Genomic DNA, 21,043 nt, shown 5'->3' on the forward strand with positions numbered 1-21,043 from the left:
GCGTTGCAGGGGCCTTTGCGGCCTTTTTCGTGCTTGAGAAGGCGTACCATGCGGCGACCCCACGTCAAGCATTTTGGTCAAATCCTCGAACCAATACCGAATAGTACGGAGCCGCGCGGTGTTAACCGAATCTTCGGGATAGGGGGGCGATGAAGGGGGTGTCAGTTGTGGAGGAGAACCCCCCGATGAGTGTCGTTGCATTGCCGTTTGCCGCCGAGGGGGGCTCGCCCCCGCTGCCCCTTGCCGGCCTGTCCGTCCTGATCGTCGAGGACAGCGAAAGCGCTGCCGAGGCGCTGGGCCTGATGGCCCGTGCCGGGGGCGCCCGCGTGCGCCGTGCCGACGGGCTCGCCGCCGCCGAGCGGCACCTGATGTCCTGGCGCCCCGACGTGGTGATCGTCGATCCCGGCCTGCCCGATGGCGACGGGCTGGAGCTGGTGGCCCGGATGGCCGCCGCCGGCTTCCGTAAGCCGCGCATCGTCGTGCTGTCCGGCCAGGATGATGTGGCGGGTGCGGCGCGGGCGGCCGGCGCGGACCTCTGTCTGGCGAAGCCGCTGGCGAGCTCCGGCGCGCTTCACGCCGCATTGGCCGGTATGCCGATGGAGGATGACGGCGAGTGGACGGCGCCCGCGACCGGCACCATGCAGGACGACATCGCCCGCGCGCGGCTGCGGCTGCTGGAGGCGCTGATCACCCGGCGGGAGGACAGCGTGCGCTATGCGCTGCAGTTCCTCGTCTCGCTCGCCCGGCAGTCCGGCGCACCGGCGCTCGCCTCGGTGGCCGGGATCGATCTGGCTACCGACGATCCGCTCGCGCTGGGCCGGGAGGTTGCGACCCACTTGCGGCAGAGTGCCGTGCACCAGATCTGACCCGCCGGGTGCTCCGCGCTCAATCGGCGCTGGCATCCGGACCGGAAATGGGGTTCAAGCGGCGCCAGAACCCCCACCCGGACCGGATGCAGGCACATGGACCTTCGCAATATCGCGATCATCGCGCACGTGGACCACGGCAAGACGACCCTTGTCGATGAGCTCCTGAAACAGTCGGGCGCCTTCCGCGCCAACCAGGCCGTCGCCGAGCGGGCGATGGATTCGAACGATCTGGAGCGCGAGCGGGGCATCACGATCCTCGCCAAGGCCACCAGCGTCGAGTGGAAGGGCACCCGCATCAACATCGTGGACACGCCCGGCCACGCCGATTTCGGCGGCGAGGTTGAACGGATCCTTTCGATGGTTGACGGCGTGGTCCTGCTGGTCGACGCGGCCGAGGGGCCGATGCCGCAGACGAAGTTCGTGACCTCCAAGGCGCTGGCGCTCGGCCTGCGCCCGATCGTGGTGCTCAACAAGGTCGACAAGCCGGATGCGGAGCCGGACCGGGCGCTCGACGAGGTGTTCGACCTCTTCGCCGCGCTGGACGCGGACGAAGAACAGCTCGACTTCCCGGTGCTCTATGCCAGCGGCCGCTCCGGCTGGGCGGATGCGGAGCTCGACGGCCCGCGGGAAAATCTCGACGCGCTCTATGAGCTCGTGATCGCGCATGTGCCCGCGCCGAAGCAGATCGAGAAGCGGGACGAGCCCTTCACCATGCTCGCCACGACGCTTGGCGGCGACAGCTTTCTCGGCCGGATCCTCACGGGCCGGGTCGAGACCGGGACGCTGAAGACCGGGCAGCAGATCAAGGCGCTCAGCCGTGAGGGGCAGGAGGTCGAACGCTTCCGCGTCTCCAAGATCCTCGCCTTCCGCGGCCTCGCCCAGCAGCCGATCGATCAGGCGGAGGCGGGGGACATCGTCTCCATCGCCGGGATGAGCAAGGCGACGGTTGCCGATACGCTGTGCGATACCGCGGTCTCCGACCCGATCCCGGCGCAACCCATCGACCCGCCGACCATCACCGTGACCTTCGGCATCAATGACAGCCCCCTCGCGGGGCAGGACGGCGACAAGGTGCAGTCCCGCGTCATCCGCGACCGCCTGATGAAGGAGGCGGAATCGAACGTCGCCATCCGTGTCAGCGACACCCCGGGTGGTGAGGCCTTCGAGGTCGCGGGCCGCGGCGAGCTGCAGATGGGCGTGCTGATCGAGAACATGCGCCGCGAGGGCTTCGAACTGTCGATCTCCCGCCCGCAGGTGCTGTTCCGCGAGGAGGACGGCGACCGGCTGGAGCCCATCGAGGAGGTCACCGTCGACGTGGACGAGGAGTATTCCGGCGTCGTGGTCGAGAAGCTCTCCGCCCGCAAGGGCGAGCTTCAGGAGATGAAGACAGCTGGCGGCGGCAAGACCCGGATCGTCGCGACCGTCCCGTCGCGCGGCCTGATCGGCTATCACGGCGAGTTCCTGACCGACACGCGCGGCACCGGCGTGCTCAACCGCGTCTTCCATTCCTGGGCGCCCTACAAGGGCTCGATCCCCGGGCGGCGGCAGGGTGTGCTGATCTCGATGGAGACGGGGACGAGCGTTCCTTACGCGATCTTCAACCTGGAGGACCGCGGCAAGTTCTTCATCGGCGGGGGCGAGAAGGTCTACCAGGGAATGATCCTGGGCGAGCATTCGCGGGACAACGACCTCGAGGTGAACCCGCTCAAGGGCAAGCAACTCACCAACATCCGGGCGGCGGGCAAGGATGATGCGGTGAAGCTGACGCCGGCGACGCGGATGAGCCTGGAGGAGGCGATCGCCTATATCGACGATGACGAACTGGTGGAGGTGACGCCGACCTCGATCCGGCTGCGCAAGCGCTACCTCGACCCGCACGAGCGCAAGCGTCAGGCGCGCTCTGCCGCGTCCTGAGGGGTGACCGCGTCGCCGACGGCGACGCGGCCCGGTTCGATGACACGGGCGGTCATGCCGCCATGGCCCCGGACGGCGGTGTAGCCGCCGGGGCCGAGCGCCTCCTCCATCCGCGAGCAGGGGGCGCAGGGGCCGGTCACCTCGATGAGGGCCGTTCCGATCCGCAGACGGCGCCCGCGCATCGCGGTGAGGTTCAGACGCGACAGGACGATGTTGCGCCGAAGCAACGCGGGCGACACGCTGTCCCGTCCGCAGAGCGCGGCGATGACCGGAAGATGCTCCGCCTGGATCAGCGTGACGGCGCGCTTGCCGGGACGGGCGTGATCGCCTTCCAGACCGGTCTCGCTGAGGTCGGCGGACATCCGCTCAAGAAGATTCTCGCGTCGGTTGGCGCGCACTCCGATCCACTCAACCATGCCGGGAGAGGTGTATCGGGCGATGAGGGCCTTCAGAGGGGACTCGGAGGCGGGATCTGTCAACGGATCGTAATAATTTTGTCGGTTCAGCAACAACTTAGGCGGTTTGCCGCTAATTCCCGGCGGTGTTTGCCTATCGGAGCGGCAGAACTCCGCCGAGAGTTTCGCATAACGCGATAAACCATAGCGTGTATGCAAAATGCAATGCGTTTTGCGAAATGCCCGTCTGGCACTATGGCGGCTTTGTGGCCTCTCTTCATGCGGGTATCACCTCGACCCCCGCGCGAGTGCCCCTTCTTGGCTTCGCCCGACATAAAGGGGACACAATCAAAAGTTGGCACACGGCTTGCATAGCGAGGGGTGGTTTGGGGAAACCATCGAGTGCAAAAGGTCAAAAACAAATGAAACACCCTGTTGATGTTCACGTCGGAAAGCGCATTCGCCATCGTCGTTGGATGGTGGGAATGACGCAACAACAACTTGGCGATCTGGTCGGAATCAAATTCCAGCAGATCCAGAAATACGAGACCGGCATGAACCGCGTCAGCGCGTCCCGCCTCTGGGACATCGCGCACGCAATGGACGTGACGATCGCGTTCTTCTTCGAAGGGCTCGACAGCGAGGATCGTGAGGCCGCGATGGCCGAGATGTCCTCGATGAGCGAGCAGGGCGACCTGATGGTCGACCGCGAGGCGCAGGAGCTCGTGCGCTCCTACTACTCCATCCCGGAAGAGCAGCGCCGTCGCCTCTTCGATCTGGCCCGCGTCCTCAGCGACGTGGCCTGACAAGGCTTGGGCCGGGTCTTGACCTGAGCCCGGCCGTATGGAACCCCGGCGCGGCGGCCACTCACCCGGCCGCCGCTGGCCTGGGGGACCCATGACACTATCGGATCCGGCGTTGCAGTCCGACCTTCGCGACTGCGCACATGCCATGGCGGACGCGGCACGGGCCGCGATCCTGCCGCTCTTCCGGTCCATCGACCTCGATACCGAGAACAAGCTGGAGGGCGGGTTCGATCCCGTCACCGCCGCCGATCGCGCGGCCGAGGCCGCGATGCGCGCCGTGCTGGCGGAGCGCCGGCCCGACGACGGCATCCTCGGTGAGGAGGAGGGGGCCGTCGAGGGCACCTCGGGCCTTACCTGGGTCATCGATCCGATCGACGGAACGCGGGCCTTCCTCGCCGGGGCGCCGACCTGGGGGGTGCTGATCGCGCTCAACGCCGGCGAGGCGCCGCTCTTCGGCATGATCGACCAGCCCTGGACCGACGAGCGCTTCGTCGGCGGCTTCGGGCGGAGCGATTTCCTCTATCGCGGGTTCGTGCGCCCGCTGGGCACGCGGGCGGCACGGCCGCTCGACGAGGCGGTGCTGCTGACGACCTTTCCGGAGGTCGGCACGGACGCGGACCGCGCGGCCTTCGAGCGGGTGCGCGACGCGGCGCGGCTGACGCGCTACGGCCTCGACTGCTACGGCTACGCGCTGGTGGCGCTGGGGCAGGTGGACCTGGTGATCGAGGCGGGGCTCGCGCCCTACGACATCCAGGGGCCGCAGGCGGTGGTGGAGGGCGCGGGCGGCGTCGTCACCAACTGGGAAGGCGGCCCGGTCCACGCGGGCGGCCGAGCGATCGCCGCGGCGAACGCGGAGATCCACGCGGCGGCGCTGGAGCTGTTGAACCGCTAGAGTGTTCGTTCCCCTCGGCCGCACTTAGACAATCGGCTGATGATGGAGATCGTCCGGTCAAGCCGGACGATGACAGGTGGTCGGGTGCGGTATCTGGTATGTTAAGGAGTCATCCTCGGGCTTGCCCCGGGGATCTCCCAACGCGGCGCGCGTCCAGCCCGACCGGACGATCACGACCCGTTGTCAGGCCGTCACCTCCGCCTGCTCCACATGCGTGGCGATGCGGGTCCAGAGCGGGTCCTGGATCGCGGCTGTCTCCATCCAGAGCTCGTGGCGTGCGCCCTCGATGTTGAGGAGCGTGCCGTCGGGCATCCGTTCCAGTTGGGTCACGACTGCGCCGGGGGAGACGATCTGTTCGTCGCTGCCGACGGCCGCGAGGACCGGCACGGTCGGGGCGGGGGCGTCCAGCAGCTCCGTCATCTCGTCGAAGGCCGCCGCGAGCCAGCCGACGGAGGGCGCGCCGAGGCCGAGCTGCGGATAGGCCGCGAGCTGACGCTTGAGCCGGTCGAAATGCTCCTCGTCGGTGGTGAGCGGGTTGCCGGAGTATCCCTTGAGCGCCACATGGGCCGCCGAGCGGCCGCCCGGCGCGTAGTCCTCGCTGCGGCCGACGGCGCGCAGCAGGCGGATCACGAAGGGGGCGAGGTGGCGCTGCAGCGGCGGTAGCTTCAGACCCCACATCGGGGCGGAGAAGGTGGCGGTAGCGACCGGCAGCCCTTCGGAGAGCGCGCGCAGGCCGATGCAGCCGCCCATGGAGTGGGCGAAGAGGTGGAGCGGGCGCGGCAGGCCCTCGATGGCCTCCAGCAACGCCGCCACATCCTGCTGGTACTCGGAGAACCGCCGGACATGGCCCAGTTCCGTCGTGCCGTGGATCCGGGTGGACAGCCCCTGTCCGCGCCAGTCGATCACCGCGACGGCGAAGCCCATGGCGCTGAGCCTTCCGACTACGCGACCGTACTTCTCGATGTATTCGGTGCGGCCGGGAAAGAGGAGCGCGGTGCCGCGCGTGCCCTCCGGCCAGAGGGCGATGCGGATGCGGGTGCCGTCCCGCGTCTGCCGGTAGTGCGCGGCGCCCCCGGCGGGGGCATCCGCGATGTCGTCGTGAAGCGGGGCCGCTTCCATCAGCCGAGTGCGGACCCGAGCTGCATGGCAAGGCCCATGTTGCCGTCGACCTTGAGCTTGCCTGACATGAAGGCGGAGGTCGGGTTCAACTCGCCGGAGAGGATCTCCTGGAACGTGTCGGCATCGGCGGTCAGGGTGCAGTCGGCCTCGTCGTCGCCCGCGCGCACGCCCTCACCGTCCATGATGACGGCGCCCTCATCCTCGATGACGAACTTGACGGTGCCCGCGTCGAAGGTGCCGCCCTCGAGTTTTTCCGACAGGGCCGTGACGGCCTGATCCACGACTGCGCTCATGTGATGTCCTCTCCCTTTATGTCGCGAGGGAACCCCCTCGCATTTGCGGTGTCAGGTGTTACCTTAGAAGTCATGAGACAGGGATCAATCGCGCTCGCAAGCCTTGCCGTGGCGTTAGCATTCTGTGCACCCGCCCATGCGGAGCAGAGCCTGCCGGAGCTGATGGCCGAACTTGCCGACCCCGAGGCGCAGGATGTCGCGGGGATCGAGAACGAGATCATCCGCCGCTGGTCGCAGTCGGGCTCGCCTGCCATGGACCTCCTGGTCCGGCGCGGGCAGGACGCCATCGAGTCCAGTGACTTCGCCGGAGCGGTGGAGCATTTCACGGCGGCGATCGATCATGCGCCCGACTTCGCGGAGGCCTACAATGGTCGGGCCACCGCCTATTTCCTGCAGGAGGAATACGGCCTCGCGCTCGAGGATGTGGAGGCGGTGCTGGCGCTCAACGAACAGCATTTCGGCGCGCTCGCAGGACTCGGCTTCATCATGGAGCGGCTGGGCGAGGAAGCCCTGGCGTGGCGGGCCTTCCGCATGGCACAGGCTCTCAACCCGCATCAGGATGCGGTGAACGACGCGATCCTGCGGCTTGACCCGGTCGCCCGCGGCACCGAGCTCTGATCCCACCGAACTGCAGGACAGAATGAGCCGCGACCGCACCGTCACAGCCGTGCTCGGCCCGACCAATACGGGCAAGACCCACTACGCGATCGAGCGGATGCTGGCGCACCGCAACGGGATCATGGGCTTTCCGCTGCGCCTCCTAGCGCGCGAGGTCTATGACCGGGTGGTCGAGGTCCGCGGGCCTTCCGTCGTCGCCCTCGTCACCGGGGAGGAGCGGATCGTGCCGCCGCGCGCGGCCTACTGGATCTGCACGGTGGAGGCGATGCCGGACATGGCCGCCGACTTCGTGGCGGTGGACGAGATCCAGCTCTGCGCCGATCCGGACCGGGGCTATGTCTTTACCGATCGCCTGCTGAACACGCGCGGCCTGCACGAGACGCTGTTCCTCGGCGCGGACACGATGCGCGAGCGTATCCGCAACCTGATCCCCGAGGCCCGCTTCATCCGGCGCGAGCGCATGTCGAAGCTGAGCTTTGCCGGCGTGAAGAAGACGAGCCGCATGCCGCCCCGCTCCGCCGTCGTGGGGTTCTCGGTCGACGGGGTCTACGCGATGGCGGAGCTGCTGCGCCGTCAGAAGGGCGGCGCGGCGGTAGTAATGGGCGCGCTCAGCCCGCGGACGCGGAACGCGCAAGTGGCGCTCTACCAGAACGGTGACGTGGATCACCTTGTCGCGACCGACGCGATCGGGATGGGGCTGAACCTCGACATCTCGCATGTCGCCTTCGCCGGGACGATGAAGTTCGACGGGCGGCGCTTTCGCCATCTGCAGCCCAACGAGCTTGCGCAGATCGCCGGGCGCGCCGGGCGGCACACCAATGACGGGACCTTCGGCACCACCGGCGAGGCGGAGCCGCTGGACCCGGAGGTGGCCGAGGCGATCGAGAACCACCGCTTCGCCCCGATCCGCCGCTTGCAATGGCGCAACCCCCGGCTGGAGTTCGGCACGGTTCCCGCCCTGATGACCTCGCTGGAGCAGGGGCCGAAGCATCCCGACCTCCAGCGCGCGCGCGAGGCGGACGACCTCGCCACGCTGCGCGCGCTCTGGGCGATGCCCGACATGCACGACAAGGTGCGGCAGGGGCCCGAGGTGCGGCTCCTCTGGGACGTCTGCCAGGTGCCCGACTTTCGCAAGGTCGCACCGGCGGAGCATGCGAGCCTGCTCGCCCGGCTTCACGACTTCCTGCACGAGGGTGGCACGATCCCGGAGGACTGGCTCGCCCGGCAGGTCGCGCGCATCGACAAGACGAACGGCGATATCGATGCGATCTCCAAGCGGCTGGCCTTCGTGCGGACATGGACCTACGTGGCCCAGCGGAAGGGGTGGCTTTCTGATCCGGAGCATTGGCGGGGCGAGACCCGTGCGGTAGAAGACCGCCTGTCGGACGCGCTCCACGCCGCCCTGACACAACGATTCGTCGATCGGCGCACGAGTGTGCTCATGCGCCGGTTGAAGCAGAAGGAGGGCCTCGTGGCCGACGTGAACGACAAGGGCGAAGTGAGCGTGGAGGGGCACCTTGTCGGGCGCCTCGATGCGTTCCGCTTCCATCTCGACCCCAGTGCGAGCGCGGAGGAGGCGAAGACCTTGCGCTCCGCCGCTTTGGCCGCCTTGCAGCCGCACTACAACCTCGCGTCGGACAAGTTCTACAACGCCCCCGACAAGGAGATCGACGTCACCGAGCAGGGTGGCCTGATGTGGGGCGAGTACGCCGTTGGCAAGCTGACGCGCGGCGCGGACGCGCTCAGCCCGCAGGTCGAGGTCTTCGTCGATGACGAGGCGGGTGCGGACGTCGCCGAGAAGGTGAAGCGCCGCCTGAGCCACTGGATCGACCGGCGCGTCGCGGCGCTCTTCGAGCCGCTGATCGCGCTGCGGGATGACGAGGCGCTGACCGGCCTCGCGCGTGGGGTCGCCTACCGGATCGTGGAAAATCTCGGCGTGCTGCCGCGGGCGGACGTGGCTCAGGACGTGAAGTCGCTGGAGCAGGAGGCGCGCGCGCTGCTGCGCAAGCATGGCGTGCGGTTCGGACAGTTCACGCTGTTCCAGCCGCTCCTCCTGAAGCCCGCGCCGACGCGGCTGCGGCTGGTGCTCTGGTCGCTGGCGCAGGGCCTCGACGAGTTTCCCGAGGCGCCCCCGCCGGGCCTCGTGACCGTGCCGGAGGTGAAGGACGCGCCGCAGGGCTACTACGCCATGGCGGGCTATCGCCTCGCCGGGCAGCGGGCGATCCGCATCGATATGCTGGAGCGCCTCGCCGACATGATCCGCGGACAGGACACCCGCGGCGGGTTCGAGGCGAACCCCGACATGCTCTCCATCACTGGGCTCACGCTGGAGCAGTTCGCCGACCTGATGGGCGGCCTCGGCTACAAGGCGGAGCGCGGCGAGCGGACGAAGGTGAAGGCCGCGCCGGTCGAGGAGGCGAAGCCCGCCGATGCCCTCGATCCGGAGGCGCCCGTCGTGGTGGAGCCCGCGGGCGAGAGTGCCGAGCCCGTCGCCGACGCCACCCCGCCCGATGCGCAGCCGGCCGCGGCGGGCGAGCCGGAGGAGGTGCCTGAGCCCCCGTCCGAGGTCCCGCCGGCCGCGCCGGAGGAGGCTCCCCAGCCACCTGCAGAGACGCCCGAGGATCCGCCCGCCGAAGTGCCGGGCGAGATGCCGGAAGAGGCGCCCGGCGAGATGCCCAAGGAGGCCACCGCCGAAGTGGGCGAGGCTGCCGAAGCCGCCGAGGATGAGATCGAGGTCTTCTACACCTTCACTTGGGCCCCGCGCCCGCGCGGCAACCAGAACCGCGGCCCGCGCCGCGAGGGGCAGGGCAAGGGCGACCGGCCGCAGGGCAAGGGGGGCAAGCCGCGCGGCAAGAAGCCGGGCGGACCGAAGGGCGGTGGCAAACCGCAGGTCCACTCCGCCCGCCCGCCGCGTAAGGAGAAGGCGATCGACCCCGACAACCCGTTCGCAGCACTGATGGCGCTGAAGGACAAGAACTGAGGGACGGGCCATCGATCGGATCGATGGTTAGGCCCTCGTAAAGGAAGAGTGCGTAACGCTGGCCTCGATGACCGACTACAGGCCCACTTTCGAGACGGAAATCTCGCCCGATCTGTTCCGCTCCGACGATCCGGCGGCGGCGATGCGCGCCGTCGCCGCTCTGCCCATCATGGTCCGCACGCAGATCCTGCGGATCCTGATGTTCCTCGGCGGGGTGATCCTGACCGAGGATCGGGAGATCCGCGACGGCTCCTTCGCCGCGATGAAGCTCGCCTTCGAAGGGGTCGATAACGCACTGGATATCCTGTCGGGGTGGCAGAGCCGCCGCGATCTCAACCCCGAGGCGCGCCAGGTGCTCGCCACCGTCATGGCCGATCACGCTGGCAGCCTGAACGCGCCGCGCGAGCTGCGCGGGCGGGCCGAGCGGATGGCGGAGCGTGCTCTGCGGGGCGACCGTCCGACCTCGGCGGAGTATGACGCCCTGCTGCGCTGGACCTATTCCAGCTTTCATCCCGAGATGCTCGCGCTGTCCTCCCGAATGAAGGAGGCGGGCGACGCGATGCGGCGCAGCCGGGAGGACGCGGCACATGAGGCGCGCCATCGGGCCGTCGACGCGCGGGACCGGATCGACACGATCGCGCGCACGGTCCGCCTGATCTCGCTCAACGCGCGGGTCGAGGCGGCACGCGCTGGTGCCGCGGGCCGGGCCTTCGGTGTGATCGCGGACGAGATCAAGTCGCTCTCCGAGCAGACCGAGAAGGTCAGTGCCGAGATAGGCACGAGCGTGGACGAGATCATGGCCAACTTCCGGATCGTGTGAGCCATGGCGGACCCGGGACCCGCGCTGCGCCTCGACAAATGGCTCTGGCATGCCCGGTTCTTCAAGACGCGCAGCCTCGCGGCGAAGGTGGTCCAGACCTCGGGCTGTCGCATCAACGGGGTGCGGGTCTCGAAACCGGCCTCCGGCGTGCGGCCGGGCGACGTGCTGACCTTCGCGAAGGACCGCCACATCCGCCAGATCCGGGTGGAGGCGCTGGGCGAGCGGCGTGGTCCTGCGCCCGAGGCGCAGGCGCTCTACACCGACCTCGACCCGCCGGTGGCGGCCCCCGCACCGCAGGGTCCCGGCGTCGATCGCGCGGGCGGCCGTCCCACCAAGCGGGACAGGCGCGCGCTCGACGACTTGACCCAGCGCAAGGAGCGGCCGTGAGTCCCCTTGCACCTCGGCGCCCCGCCGTCTAAGTGCAGCGCAATATGCGACGCCCGCCGAGGATGACCCAATGACCTATGTCGTGACCGACAACTGCATCGCCTGCAAATACACCGATTGCGTCGAGGTCTGTCCCGTGGACTGTTTCTACGAGGGTGAGAACATGCTGGTCATCCACCCCGACGAGTGCATCGACTGCGGCGTGTGCGAGCCCGAGTGTCCCGCCGACGCGATCCGGCCCGACACCGAGCCGGACATGGAGAAGTGGGTCGAGTTCAATCGGAAGTACTCCGAGGCCTGGCCGGTGATCATCACCAAGAAGGATCCGCTGCCCAATGCCGAGGAACTCGACGGCAAGGCGGGCAAGCTCGAATCACATTTCTCCGAGGCGCCGGGCGAGGGCGGCTGAAGCCGCTTGACGCCACGATAATCAAGTATGACGGGTTGACGACGTACCGTTCTTTTGCAATCTAGGGTTGCGACGTCACGGATGTTCACTCTTTGTTGGCGGCGGTAAACCGCCGACGAATTGAAACGTGCGCTCACATCTGCTATATATTCGTCATATTGGAATGGCCGATAGCGTCAGTGACCTCGGGGGACGGGGTATGACGGAAGACATCACCGGTTCAGGAGCGGGCTTAGCGGCAGACGCTGCTTAAGGCCCTTTTGTCTCCGGAAAATGGTGAGTCCGGCCTTGGGCGACAAGAGGTAAGCGCACATGAGCAAGGTCAAGACAGGCAACGAATTCCGCCCGAACGACTACATCGTCTATCCGGCACACGGTGTCGGCCAGATCGTAGCGGTCGAGGAGCAGGAAATCGCCGGTATCGCCATGGAACTGTTCGTCATCTCTTTCGAGAAGGACAAGATGACCCTCCGTGTGCCGACTGCCAAGGCGACCTCGGTCGGAATGCGCTCCCTGTCTTCGCCGGACATCGTGGAAAAGGCGCTGGAGACGCTGAAGGGCCGCGCTCGCGTCAAGAAGGCGATGTGGTCCCGCCGCGCGCAGGAATACGAGCAGAAGATCAACTCGGGTGACCTGATCTCGATCGCCGAGGTGGTGCGTGACCTGCACCGCAACGACGACCAGCGCGAGCAGTCCTATTCCGAGCGTCAGCTCTACGAAGCCGCGCTGGAGCGTCTGACCCGCGAGGTCGCGGCCGTGGACGGCGTGGACGAGGGCTCCGCCCAGGCGAAGGTCGACGGTGTCCTGGTGGCCCGCGCCGCCTGATGCCGGCTTCTAAGGTTTCGGAAAGGCCGCTCCGGTTTGGAGCGGCCTTTTCGTTTTCCGAAGCTTCCGGCACCGCCCCGGACGTGATCCGGGGCCGTTTCGTACTTCCTCAAACGTTAGCCGAAAGGTCCCGGCTCTGCGGCCGGGACGGCGCTGTTTGATGTAACCGCCCCGAGCCGCTCAGATCAGGATCGCCAGCGCCACCAGTGCTCCGATCTCCGCACATTGCTGAACGCCACCCAGCACGTCGCCGGTCTGACCGCCCAGCTTCCGCTTCGCAAAGAGCGCCAGCGGCAGGGCCAGCAGGGCCGCCGTAGCGAGCCCGATCAGGCCCACGAACCCCGCTAAAAAGCAGAGGACGAGGGCCAGCGCCGTCCCCACGAATGCCGTCGCCGCCGCGGGCCGCCCGACCCCGGCCGAGAGCCCTCCGCTGCGGGCCGCGGGCAGGGCGGTCATGGCGGCGAGCATCACCGCCCGCGAGGCCGCGCCGGCGACCGCCGCGGCCAGAACCAGTTGCATCGGCTCGAAGACCGCGAGCGATTGCCAGCGCAGGCCGAGCGCGAGAACCAGCGCGACCACACCGTAGGCGCCGACCCGGCTGTCCTTCATGATCTCGAGCGCATGGTCCCGGTTCCGCCCGCCGCCGAGCCCGTCGGCGCAGTCGGCGAGGCCGTCCTCGTGAAGCGCCCCGGTCGCCACCGCCAGCGCCACCAGGACGAGGCCCGCCGCCACGCCCGCCGGTGCCCCAAAAAGCAACGCGAGCGCGCCCACGGCCCCGGCCAGTCCGCCGACGACCGCGCCGACCAGAGGCCAGGCCCAGGCGGCCGCGGCCCCCCGCTCCCCGGCGCGCGCATGGTCCACGGGCAGCGGAATCCGGCTCAGCAGGCTCGCGGCCGCGAGAACATCATGGGCTTCGATGAGCGGGGATTTGCGCATGGGGACCTCTGACGCACGGACCGGCTTTACGCGGGCCGTATCAGGCGTTTATGCACATCGGCGACCCGACCGTCGAGGAGCCCGTCCCATGTTCGAACAGCCGCATTCGCTGGAAGGCTTCGCCCGCGCGCTCGCCGACTTGCCGGAGACGGATGCGGAGGCTGTCGCCGCCGCACGCGCCCGCGATGCGGTGCTGACGAAGCCGCCGGGCGCGTTGGGACGGCTGGAGGATCTCGCGGCTTGGTATGCAGGCTGGCGCGGCGTCGCGACACCGCGGGTCGAGCGGCCGCAGGTCATCGTCTTCGCCGGCAACCACGGGGTGACGGCAAAGGGCGTCTCTGCCTTCCCGCCGGAGGTAACCGTCCAGATGGTCGCGAATTTCGAGGCGGGCGGCGCCGCGATCAACCAGCTCGCGCTCGACGCGAACGCTTATCTCGAGGTCGTGCCGCTGGCGCTGAACCGGCCGACGGCGGATTTCACCGAAGGCCCCGCGATGTCTCCGCCGGAGGCGGCGGAGGCGCTCGCGGCCGGTTGGCAGTCGGTTCATGAGCGCGCCGACCTCCTGGTCGTGGGCGAGATGGGCATCGGCAACACGACGGCGGCTGCGGCGCTTGCCACGGCGTTGATCGGTGGCGACGGCTGGGCCGGGCGGGGCACGGGCCTCGACGATGCAGGGCTGTCGCGCAAGGCGGAGATCGTGGCGGAGGCCGCTTCTCGCCATGCGGGCCTCTCGCCGCTCGACACGCTGGCCGCTCTCGGCGGGCGAGAGATCGCGGCGATGGCGGGCGCGATCGCCCGGGCGCGGCACCTGCGGATCCCGGTGGTGCTCGACGGTTTCATCTGCTGCGCCGCGGCGCTGGTGCTGCACGAGGTGAACCCGGCAGCGCTCGATCACTGTGTGGCGGGGCATCGCTCGGCCGAGGCGGCGCATGCGCGGCTGCTGGAGCATCTGGGCAAGGCGCCGCTGCTCGATCTGGGGCTGCGGCTCGGGGAGGGCTCCGGCGCGGCGCTCGCGATTCACGTGGTGCGGGCGGCCTGCGCCTGCCACTCGGGCATGGCGACCTTTGCCGAGGCGGGGGTTTCGGAGGGGTAGGGCGCGGGTTGCGGGCGGATCAGGTCCGGGGCGGTAGCGCTTGGTGGAACCGTCCCGGCCGTAGAGCCGGGACCGTTCAGTGTGGTTTGGAAATCAGAACGGCCCCGAATCAAGTCCGGGGTGGTTGCGATGAGAATAACCGTCTCGGCCGCAGAACCGGGACCGTTTGATCTAGCCTCTGAGACGTCGGATCGTCGTTCGGGCCTACCCGAACACCGCGGCCGCATGCTCCGCGAGGTAGATGCGCAGCCACGGGGTGAAGCGCTCCGGCGCCTCGGCGATCTCGGCGCGGAGGCCGGGCAGGGTGGTCCAGCGCACTTCCATCACCTCCTCGGGGTTCGGGGTGATGACGAGATCCGCGGGCGCCTCGGCGACGAAGATGTCGACCAATTCGTGCTCCGTCAGGCCGCCGCCGACATCGGCGCGGTACTCCACGCGCGTGGCGAAGTCTGGTGACAGGCCCTCGATCCCCAGCTCCTCCCGCAGCCGCCGCACGGCGCAGGCCCGCGTCGCCTCGCCCCAGTCGGGGTGGGTGCAGCAGGTGTTCGCCCAGAGGCCCGGCGTATGGTACTTGCCCATCGCCCGGCGCTGCAGCAGCATCCGCTCGCCTGTGATCACAAAGACCGACACGGCGACGTGGCGCAGCCCGCGCCGGTGAACGTCAAGCTTTTCCAAGGGTTTGAGCGTGCCGTTCTCCCACGCCGGGATCATCACCGTCATGCGGTGGCCGGGATCAAGCGGGTGAGGTGGGCGATGTTCTTGGCCATGATCTTCAGATGTGCCATCGGGCGGGCGCGCACAAGCTCCTTGTTCATGTAGGCTTCGAAGGTGAGACGCTGCACGTCCACGTCGCGGCAGAGGGAGACGAAGCGTTCCCGCCGCTCGTCGGAGCGATAGTAGGCGTCCTGCATGGCGCCGAGCACGCGGAAGACCGTCTTGTGCTCCTTCATGAAGCGTTTGCGGGCAAGGCGCAGATCGGCGATGCGGCCGGAGGCGAGGGTGGCCTCGGCGGCTTCGGCGGCGACCTGTCCACCGACCATGGCGTAGTAGATCCCCTCGCCGGAGGAGGGGGCGACGACGCCTGCCGCATCGCCCGCCAGCACCACGTCGCGGCCATTGTCCCAGCGGTCGAGCGGCTTGAGCGGGATAGGCGCGCCCTCCCGCCGAATGGTCTCGCAGCCCGCGAGGCCCGCGCTTTCGCGCAGGTCGGCGGTGGCGGCCTTGAGGTCTATGCCGGGCACCTGCGTGCCCATGCCGACGCTCGCCTGGTGGCCGTGCGGGAAGACCCAGCCGTAGAAATCGGGGGACACGCGGCCGTCATAGACCACGTCGCAGCGGTCCGGATCGTAAGCGCCGCCCTCGGGCGCCGCGATCACCTCGTGATAGGCGATGACGTAGGGTATGGCGTCGCCGCCCGGCACCTCGGCCTTCGCGACGTTGGAGCGGGCGCCGTCCGCGCCGATGACGAGGCGGGTGGTCAGCCGCCGCTCCGCCCCGCTGTCCTTGTCGCGGTAGACCACGTGTGCGGCCTCGTCCCGCTCGATGCGCAGGAAGGTGCCGGTGTGCCGCTCGGCCCCGGCGGCGGCGGCGCGGGCGCGCAGGAACTCGTCGAACGGGCCTCGGTCGACCATGCCGACATAGCCGTTCTCGATGGGGATATCGACCTGCCGCCCGGTGGGGGAGATCATGCGGGCCGTGGTGATCCGCGCGACGATCTGGTCGTCGGGCACGGCGAAATCGCGGATCAGGCGGGGCGGGACCGCGCCGCCGCAGGGCTTGATCCGGCCCGCCCGGTCGATGAGGGCCACGCGGCGCCCGGCCTTGGCCAGATGCTCGGCAGCGGTGGCGCCCGACGGCCCCCCGCCCACGACGACGACATCGTAGATCATGCTCATTCTCCCGGAACCAGGCTGTGGCGTTGCCGCGTGTCGATCACGGCCATCGCCATGGCGGCGGCGGCGAGGAACAGCACCGCCTCCAGCGTGAAGACGGTGGCGAAGGCGGTGGCGTCTGGCAGGACGGTGCGCAGCACGTCGACCGCGGCGGCGCCGACGAGACCGCCGAACCCCGCCGCGATCGCCTGCGCCGCACCCCACAGACCCATTCGTGTGCCCTCACGCCGCTCGCGCCCCTCGCCCGCGAGCTTCATCATCGAGGCGATGGCGGCGACGGCGAAGGCGCCGTTGGCAAAGCCGAGGGCGACGACCGCCGCTGTGAGCGGTGCGCCCGGGCCCGCTTGCCCGAGCGTGGCGAGCGCCAGCAGAGCAGCGGCCGAGGCGACGCAGCCGCCGCTGACCCAGAGGCGCAGCGAGCCGATCTTGAGCCCGCTGGCGAGGATGCCGACGGCCACCATGCCGAGGAAGACGCCGCCGTTCTGCGCACCGGCAAGCGAGGTGGACTCGCCCGGCGTCAGGCCGAAGACGAGGCCGGCATAGGGCTCCAGGATCAGTTCCTGCATGAAATAGGCGGTCATGGAGAGGAAGACGAAGAGGGTGAAGGCGCGCGCCTGCGGCTCCGCCCAGATCTCGGCGAGGCCCTCGCGGAAGGGCGTCTCCTCCTGCACCGGTTGGGGGCTCGGGTCGAGGCGTCGCTCTATCCCGGCGGTGGCCAGGGCCGTCATAGCCACGGCGCCGCCGCCGACGGAGGCGACGATGATGAGCAGACGCGTCGGGGAATACGGGTCGATCAGCGTGCCGACGACTCCGGCGGTGACCGCGATCCCTGCGATCATCATCAGCCAGGTGATCGTGGCGGCCGCGGCCCGACGGCGCGGGGCGGTGGCCGTGGCGAGCAGCGCCAAAAGCGAGGTGCCCGATGCGCCGACGCCCAGCCCGATCAGCGCGTAAGCCCCGATGGACAGGAGGAGCGGCAGCACGAACCCGCTCTCGAAGAGCGGCAGCACCGCCGCCGCGCCGACTGCGCCCAAGGCGAGCGCCGCCATGCCGCCGATGATAAAGGGTGTCCGCCGCCCGCCCTTGTCGGACATGAAGCCCCAGGACGGCCGGGTGATCTGGATGCCGTAGTGGAGTGCGACCAAGAGGCCCGGGAGCACCGCTGGCAGCGCGTACTCCACCACCATCAGTCGGTTCAGCGTCGAGGTCGTCAGCACCACGATCGCGCCGAGGGCCATCTGGACGAGGCCCATGCGGACGATGGAAAACCAGCTCAACATCACACGATACTCCTCAGGGCAACAGCGGCGACCATCATGCCCGCGACATAGAGGGTCACGCCGGTGCCGTTGTACCAGGGCGCGAGGCCCTTCGGATCGGTCAGCATCCGCCGCATGGCCAGCGCTTGCAGCGCAAGGCTCGCGGCGATCAGCGCGGCGGGGATCAGGGTGCCCCAGGTGAGCAGAAGGACGATGACCGCGACCTGCGGCACGGCCATGATCCAGCAGGCGAGGCGGGCGGCCCGCGCGGGGCCGAGCGTGACGGGCAGGGAGGCGACGCCGGTCTGGCGGTCGCCTTCCAGCGCCTTGAAATCGTTCAGCGTCATGATGCCGTGGGCGCCGATGGCGTAGAGGGCAGCGACCGCGATGATCCGCGGATCGGGCAGCCCGGCGCTCAGCACCGCGGCGCCGGTGAACCACGGCAGGCCCTCGTAGCAGAGCCCGACGAGGCCGGGACCAGCCCAGCCGGAGCGCTTCAGCCGCACGGGCTCAGCCGAATAGGCCCAGGCGGCGGCGACGGCTACGATGGTCGCGGCGAACCCCCAGGGGCCGAGCGCCTGTCCGACCGCGAGGGCCAGCAGCGACATGGCGAGCGCGACCCAGAGGCCCCAGCGCCCCGGCACGCGGCCCGACGGGATCGGCCGGTCGGGCTCGTTGATCGCGTCCACATGCCGGTCGCACCAGTCGTTGGCCGCCTGGCTCATGCCGCAGACGATCGGTCCCGCGAGCACGACGCCGAGAGCGACGAGACCCCAGCGTCCCGTGGGATCGGCACCGCTGGAGACCACGCCGCAAAGATAGGCCCACATGGGTGGAAACCACGTCACCGGCTTGATGAGGCGGAGCAGCGCCTTGGGCTCGGGCCAGGTGCGAGACTGTAAATTGGACATGACAGTCATGTGTGTAACAGTGCCGATGTCAGATGAGTCTGACAAGTCGCTTCGGCGCCGCAGGGGCGGATTGCCTGCGGATTAGCGTGGTCTGGCGGCGGGAGAAAGCTCAGCTCTTGTTCTGGCGGCCCAGAAGGTCGAACTTGCGGAGCTTCACGTAGAGGCTCTGGCGCGAGAGGCCCAGCATCTCGGCCGCCGCCACGCGGTTGTCGTTGGTGAGCTCCAGCGCGGTCTCGATACACATGCGCTCGATCACATCGGTGGTGGCGGACACGATCTCCTTCAGCGGGGAGGTGCCGACGAGGTCCATGACCTCGCGCATCGGCGCGGTCGCCGGGGTGGCGGGCGCCTTCGCCTCTGCCTTGTCGGTGCGGCTGGCGTCGCGCACGATCAGGCCAAAGCCCGCCTTGCCGCCATCACCCAAGGCCGTCACCGCGATCTCGACCGGCACCTGCCGGCCGAACGCGCCGGAGAGGCGAGTGGCGTAGAGCCGCATCCGCCCGCGCCGCGCCGCGTTGTCGAGCAGCACCTTCTGATCCACGCTGCCGCGCGACAGGAGGTCGGCGAGCGTCGTGCCCGTGAGGTCAGAGACCTGCGCGACATCGCAGAGCGTCAGGAACGCCTCGTTCGCGCCGCGCACCCCGCCCTGCGCATCGGTGAAGACGATGCCGTCCGCGCTGCGATCGAAGAGGGCGGCGAGGTCCCGCTCCAGCAGGTCCTGGGAGGCCGCGCCACCCAGCCCGCTCTCGATCCGGATCATCAGGGTGGCGTCGCCCCCAGCGCGGAAGAGCGACGGGATCATCGCCACCGGCTTGTCACCGCGGACCGTGCGGCAATGCACGGGGGCGGAGGCCGCAGGGCCCGCCCCCTCCATCAGATGGGCCAACAGGTCGCCGGACTGATCGGCGCCGAAGGCCTGGTCGAGGCGGGCGCCGATCAGCTCGGACCGGTCGAAATCGGCGAGCGTCTGCGCGCGGCCGTTCGCCTCGATCACCCGGCCGCTCGGCGCCTCGACGAAGAGGATGGGGCTTTCCACCTTCTCCATCAGCACGCGGTGGCGGGTGTCGATCTGGCGGACGACCTCGTGGTCGCGCTCCATTGCGATCTGGGCGGCGACGAGCTGTTGCTGGCTTTCGGCAAGCGGGCGCAGGTCCTGGCCCATCAGGAAGATCAGGCCGCCGGGGCGCGTGATGTAGAGGACGTAGCGGATGGGGAAGGCCCAGGCCGCGTTGTCCTCGTGGTTGAGTTCCAGCACGCGGTCGGCGTCGGAGGTGCCTGCCGCGATCTCCTGCATCCGGGCGGCGAGCTTGTCGCGGCTCTCGACCGTCAGGAACTCTTTGAGCGCGCGACCCGTCCAGTGGTCGAGGCTGCCGAGCGCGCGGCTTTCGGCATTCACGCTGATCTGACGGATCTTCGCCTGCGCGTCGATGACGATGAGGATGTCACAGGCCCGCGCCAGCGCCGCGCCGAGGTCGGAGGCGTCCAGGTCATGTGGGGCGCTCGGCGCCTGTGAGGCGATGTCCCGTCTGGTCAAACCGGCCTACCGCGGGTTGGTGCGGCTTTCGATTGCAGCGGTTTGGTCGGGTCGGAGGACATCTCAGACATCGTCGGCAGGCCGCAGAATTCGAGAGCTTCGCTCATATCGGATGTTATCAGGTCTACGCCAACCAAAGACTTCACGTTCACGTCGGGGCTCGCAACGGCGCCCCCGACGACAATCGGGCACCGTTCTTTCATCGAACCGTGCAGCATTGCAACCAGTCTCTCCGCTTCGGGTTGCATTTTTGCACTGCCCAGTGACAACCCGATCATGGAGAGGGGGCGGGCTGTCGCTATGGCGGCGACCTCCTCGGCGCTGAGGCCCATGGCCATCTGGACGCGCAGTCCGGCCTGCCGCATCCCGTCGGCGGCGAGGCAGGCGCCCAGCGTGTGCTGGTCCCCTTCAAGCGTGACGAGCAGGACCGTCTGCCCGGTTTCCGTTGCCGGCGCGTCGCGCAGCGGATGCGCGCTCAGCCGGCGGACCTGCCGTTGCAGATGGGCGGAGCCGATGGTGACCGCGGCCCAGTTGAGCCGATCCTCCACCCAGTCGGTACCGAGGAGGCGCGCGGCGGCGGGAATGTAGAGGCCCAGCACCTCGTCCACGCTCACGCCGCTGCGCAGGAGCTGGTCGATCTGGGCGCGGTGGCGCGCCTCGTCCGGTTGCACGAGACTTTCGCAGAGTGCGCGGACGGTTCGTTCGAACTCCGGAGTGGAAGGCGAGAACTGCTCGCCCGCGACCATGGTCAGCGCAAGCTCGGCCAGCGCGGACACGTCACGTGATGTGCGCGGGCCGTCTCCTTGCTTCGAATTATCCGAAAAGCTCGGCACGTCTCGATCCCCCGGCAGGGTGGCAGGTCTTCGATCGGCACGTCGTGCGGCAGACCGGACGGGAGCGTCGCGCGGGCAACCGATCGGGTTTGCCACGCAGTCTGGGAGAAGCCTGCGCCACATCCGGGTGCATGTCAATTATCGTAGACAGACTGTTTGATGTTTTCCGTGTGTTCCGTCAGCGTAGGGTTAATTCGCGGTTATTGGTCTTCTTTCGATACTCACTTGGGTTTCAGGGGCTTGCTCCACGATGCTCTG

General features: G+C 68.8%; 21 protein-coding genes. 11 read left to right on the forward strand and 10 right to left on the reverse strand.

Translation table 11 applies throughout. The features are described 5' to 3' along the window. The first annotated feature begins 185 nt into the window (after positions 1-185). Both I0K15_RS16785 and typA read left to right on the forward strand, forming a co-directional pair. Positions 186-866, forward strand: coding sequence for a response regulator (locus I0K15_RS16785; protein ID WP_196102631.1), 681 nt, complete (start codon positions 186-188; stop codon positions 864-866). Positions 867-962: 96 nt separating this feature from the next. Beyond that, positions 963-2,783 (forward strand): translational GTPase TypA, encoded by a 1,821-nt coding sequence (typA, locus tag I0K15_RS16790; RefSeq protein ID WP_196102632.1) that lies wholly within the window; start codon positions 963-965, stop codon positions 2,781-2,783. On the opposite strand, the gene I0K15_RS16795 is transcribed toward typA, so the two are convergent. Beyond that, positions 2,759-3,145 carry an MOSC domain-containing protein gene (locus I0K15_RS16795; protein WP_338420747.1) on the reverse strand — a complete coding sequence of 129 codons (387 nt, stop codon included), beginning with the start codon at positions 3,143-3,145 and terminating at the stop codon, positions 2,759-2,761. The two genes, typA and I0K15_RS16795, sit on opposite strands and share 25 nt — an antisense overlap. Positions 3,146-3,600: 455 nt before the next feature. On the opposite strand from I0K15_RS16795, the gene I0K15_RS16800 reads away from it, so the two are divergent. Next, positions 3,601-3,984 (forward strand): helix-turn-helix domain-containing protein, encoded by a 384-nt coding sequence (locus I0K15_RS16800; protein WP_196102634.1) that lies wholly within the window; start codon positions 3,601-3,603, stop codon positions 3,982-3,984. 91 nt (positions 3,985-4,075) lie between these two features. Next, entirely contained in the window at positions 4,076-4,876 is an 801-nt protein-coding gene (hisN, locus tag I0K15_RS16805) for a histidinol-phosphatase (RefSeq protein WP_196102635.1), read from the forward strand. Between the two features lie 183 nt (positions 4,877-5,059). Here hisN and I0K15_RS16810 read toward each other — a convergent pair whose 3' ends face one another. Both I0K15_RS16810 and I0K15_RS16815 read right to left on the reverse strand, forming a co-directional pair. Continuing rightward, positions 5,060-5,995 (reverse strand): alpha/beta fold hydrolase, encoded by a 936-nt coding sequence (locus I0K15_RS16810; RefSeq protein WP_196102636.1) that lies wholly within the window; start codon positions 5,993-5,995, stop codon positions 5,060-5,062. Continuing rightward, a complete protein-coding gene (locus tag I0K15_RS16815; protein ID WP_196102637.1) occupies positions 5,995-6,288 on the reverse strand; it encodes an SCP2 sterol-binding domain-containing protein in 294 nt (97 codons plus the stop codon). The genes I0K15_RS16810 and I0K15_RS16815 overlap by 1 nt, the downstream gene beginning before the upstream one ends. Before the next feature lie 72 nt (positions 6,289-6,360). Between I0K15_RS16815 and I0K15_RS16820 the strand changes: the two genes are divergently transcribed. From I0K15_RS16820 to I0K15_RS16845, 6 genes are all read left to right on the forward strand, one after another. Then, positions 6,361-6,906, forward strand: coding sequence for a tetratricopeptide repeat protein (locus tag I0K15_RS16820; protein ID WP_196102638.1), 546 nt, complete (start codon positions 6,361-6,363; stop codon positions 6,904-6,906). A 22-nt stretch (positions 6,907-6,928) separates the two neighbouring features. Continuing rightward, the gene (locus I0K15_RS16825; protein ID WP_196102639.1) at positions 6,929-9,886 is read left to right on the forward strand and encodes a helicase-related protein; all 2,958 of its coding nucleotides are present in this window, start codon (positions 6,929-6,931) and stop codon (positions 9,884-9,886) included. Between the two features lie 67 nt (positions 9,887-9,953). Continuing rightward, positions 9,954-10,706, forward strand: coding sequence for a methyl-accepting chemotaxis protein (locus I0K15_RS16830; protein ID WP_196102640.1), 753 nt, complete (start codon positions 9,954-9,956; stop codon positions 10,704-10,706). Positions 10,707-10,709: 3 nt separating this feature from the next. Next, entirely contained in the window at positions 10,710-11,093 is a 384-nt protein-coding gene (locus I0K15_RS16835; RefSeq protein ID WP_196102641.1) for an RNA-binding S4 domain-containing protein, read from the forward strand. 70 nt (positions 11,094-11,163) lie between these two features. After that, a complete protein-coding gene (fdxA, locus tag I0K15_RS16840; RefSeq protein ID WP_196102642.1) occupies positions 11,164-11,502 on the forward strand; it encodes a ferredoxin FdxA in 339 nt (112 codons plus the stop codon). A gap of 312 nt (positions 11,503-11,814) precedes the next feature. Then, entirely contained in the window at positions 11,815-12,327 is a 513-nt protein-coding gene (locus I0K15_RS16845) for a CarD family transcriptional regulator (protein ID WP_196102643.1), read from the forward strand. Positions 12,328-12,507: 180 nt separating this feature from the next. On the opposite strand, the gene cobS is transcribed toward I0K15_RS16845, so the two are convergent. Then, positions 12,508-13,263 carry an adenosylcobinamide-GDP ribazoletransferase gene (gene cobS / locus I0K15_RS16850; protein ID WP_196102644.1) on the reverse strand — a complete coding sequence of 252 codons (756 nt, stop codon included), beginning with the start codon at positions 13,261-13,263 and terminating at the stop codon, positions 12,508-12,510. 88 nt (positions 13,264-13,351) lie between these two features. On the opposite strand from cobS, the gene cobT reads away from it, so the two are divergent. After that, a complete protein-coding gene (gene cobT / locus I0K15_RS16855) occupies positions 13,352-14,356 on the forward strand; it encodes a nicotinate-nucleotide--dimethylbenzimidazole phosphoribosyltransferase (protein ID WP_196102645.1) in 1,005 nt (334 codons plus the stop codon). A 204-nt stretch (positions 14,357-14,560) separates the two neighbouring features. Here cobT and idi read toward each other — a convergent pair whose 3' ends face one another. The 6 genes from idi to I0K15_RS16885 all read right to left on the reverse strand — a co-directional run bounded on the left by idi (position 14,561) and on the right by I0K15_RS16885 (position 20,728). Beyond that, positions 14,561-15,076 (reverse strand): isopentenyl-diphosphate Delta-isomerase, encoded by a 516-nt coding sequence (gene idi, locus I0K15_RS16860; protein ID WP_196102646.1) that lies wholly within the window; start codon positions 15,074-15,076, stop codon positions 14,561-14,563. Continuing rightward, positions 15,073-16,245, reverse strand: coding sequence for a geranylgeranyl diphosphate reductase (locus I0K15_RS16865; RefSeq protein ID WP_196102647.1), 1,173 nt, complete (start codon positions 16,243-16,245; stop codon positions 15,073-15,075). The genes idi and I0K15_RS16865 overlap by 4 nt, the downstream gene beginning before the upstream one ends. A gap of 2 nt (positions 16,246-16,247) precedes the next feature. After that, positions 16,248-17,531: a BCD family MFS transporter gene (locus tag I0K15_RS16870; RefSeq protein ID WP_196102648.1), complete on the reverse strand. Its 1,284-nt coding sequence runs from the start codon at positions 17,529-17,531 to the stop codon at positions 16,248-16,250. Then, complete coding sequence (gene chlG, locus I0K15_RS16875) at positions 17,528-18,427, reverse strand: chlorophyll synthase ChlG (protein ID WP_196102649.1); 900 nt, start codon at positions 18,425-18,427, stop codon at positions 17,528-17,530. The genes I0K15_RS16870 and chlG overlap by 4 nt, the downstream gene beginning before the upstream one ends. A 100-nt stretch (positions 18,428-18,527) precedes the next feature. Continuing rightward, on the reverse strand, positions 18,528-19,952 hold the full coding sequence (gene ppsR / locus I0K15_RS16880; protein ID WP_196102650.1) for a transcriptional regulator PpsR: 1,425 nt from the start codon (positions 19,950-19,952) through the stop codon (positions 18,528-18,530). Beyond that, positions 19,949-20,728, reverse strand: a complete 780-nt coding sequence (locus tag I0K15_RS16885) for a cobalamin B12-binding domain-containing protein (RefSeq protein WP_196102651.1) — start codon at positions 20,726-20,728, stop codon at positions 19,949-19,951. The genes ppsR and I0K15_RS16885 overlap by 4 nt, the downstream gene beginning before the upstream one ends. Positions 20,729-21,043: the final 315 nt, after the last annotated feature.

The sequence above is a fragment of the Pontivivens ytuae genome, assembly GCF_015679265.1.
Lineage (GTDB): Bacteria > Pseudomonadota > Alphaproteobacteria > Rhodobacterales > Rhodobacteraceae > Pontivivens > Pontivivens ytuae.

Bases quoted from the DNA above. Each gene is read 5' to 3' on its own strand.
- I0K15_RS16785 (WP_196102631.1), top strand. From the start codon at position 186: ATGAGTGTCGTTGCATTGCCGTTTGCCGCCGAGGGGGGCTCGCCCCCG.
- typA (WP_196102632.1), top strand. From the start codon at position 963: ATGGACCTTCGCAATATCGCGATCATCGCGCACGTGGACCACGGCAAG.
- I0K15_RS16795 (WP_338420747.1), bottom strand. From the start codon at position 3,145: ATGTCCGCCGACCTCAGCGAGACCGGTCTGGAAGGCGATCACGCCCGT.
- I0K15_RS16800 (WP_196102634.1), top strand. From the start codon at position 3,601: ATGAAACACCCTGTTGATGTTCACGTCGGAAAGCGCATTCGCCATCGT.
- hisN (WP_196102635.1), top strand. From the start codon at position 4,076: ATGACACTATCGGATCCGGCGTTGCAGTCCGACCTTCGCGACTGCGCA.
- I0K15_RS16810 (WP_196102636.1), bottom strand. From the start codon at position 5,995: ATGGAAGCGGCCCCGCTTCACGACGACATCGCGGATGCCCCCGCCGGG.
- I0K15_RS16815 (WP_196102637.1), bottom strand. From the start codon at position 6,288: ATGAGCGCAGTCGTGGATCAGGCCGTCACGGCCCTGTCGGAAAAACTC.
- I0K15_RS16820 (WP_196102638.1), top strand. From the start codon at position 6,361: ATGAGACAGGGATCAATCGCGCTCGCAAGCCTTGCCGTGGCGTTAGCA.
- I0K15_RS16825 (WP_196102639.1), top strand. From the start codon at position 6,929: ATGAGCCGCGACCGCACCGTCACAGCCGTGCTCGGCCCGACCAATACG.
- I0K15_RS16830 (WP_196102640.1), top strand. From the start codon at position 9,954: ATGACCGACTACAGGCCCACTTTCGAGACGGAAATCTCGCCCGATCTG.
- I0K15_RS16835 (WP_196102641.1), top strand. From the start codon at position 10,710: ATGGCGGACCCGGGACCCGCGCTGCGCCTCGACAAATGGCTCTGGCAT.
- fdxA (WP_196102642.1), top strand. From the start codon at position 11,164: ATGACCTATGTCGTGACCGACAACTGCATCGCCTGCAAATACACCGAT.
- I0K15_RS16845 (WP_196102643.1), top strand. From the start codon at position 11,815: ATGAGCAAGGTCAAGACAGGCAACGAATTCCGCCCGAACGACTACATC.
- cobS (WP_196102644.1), bottom strand. From the start codon at position 13,263: ATGCGCAAATCCCCGCTCATCGAAGCCCATGATGTTCTCGCGGCCGCG.
- cobT (WP_196102645.1), top strand. From the start codon at position 13,352: ATGTTCGAACAGCCGCATTCGCTGGAAGGCTTCGCCCGCGCGCTCGCC.
- idi (WP_196102646.1), bottom strand. From the start codon at position 15,076: ATGACGGTGATGATCCCGGCGTGGGAGAACGGCACGCTCAAACCCTTG.
- I0K15_RS16865 (WP_196102647.1), bottom strand. From the start codon at position 16,245: ATGATCTACGATGTCGTCGTCGTGGGCGGGGGGCCGTCGGGCGCCACC.
- chlG (WP_196102649.1), bottom strand. From the start codon at position 18,427: ATGACTGTCATGTCCAATTTACAGTCTCGCACCTGGCCCGAGCCCAAG.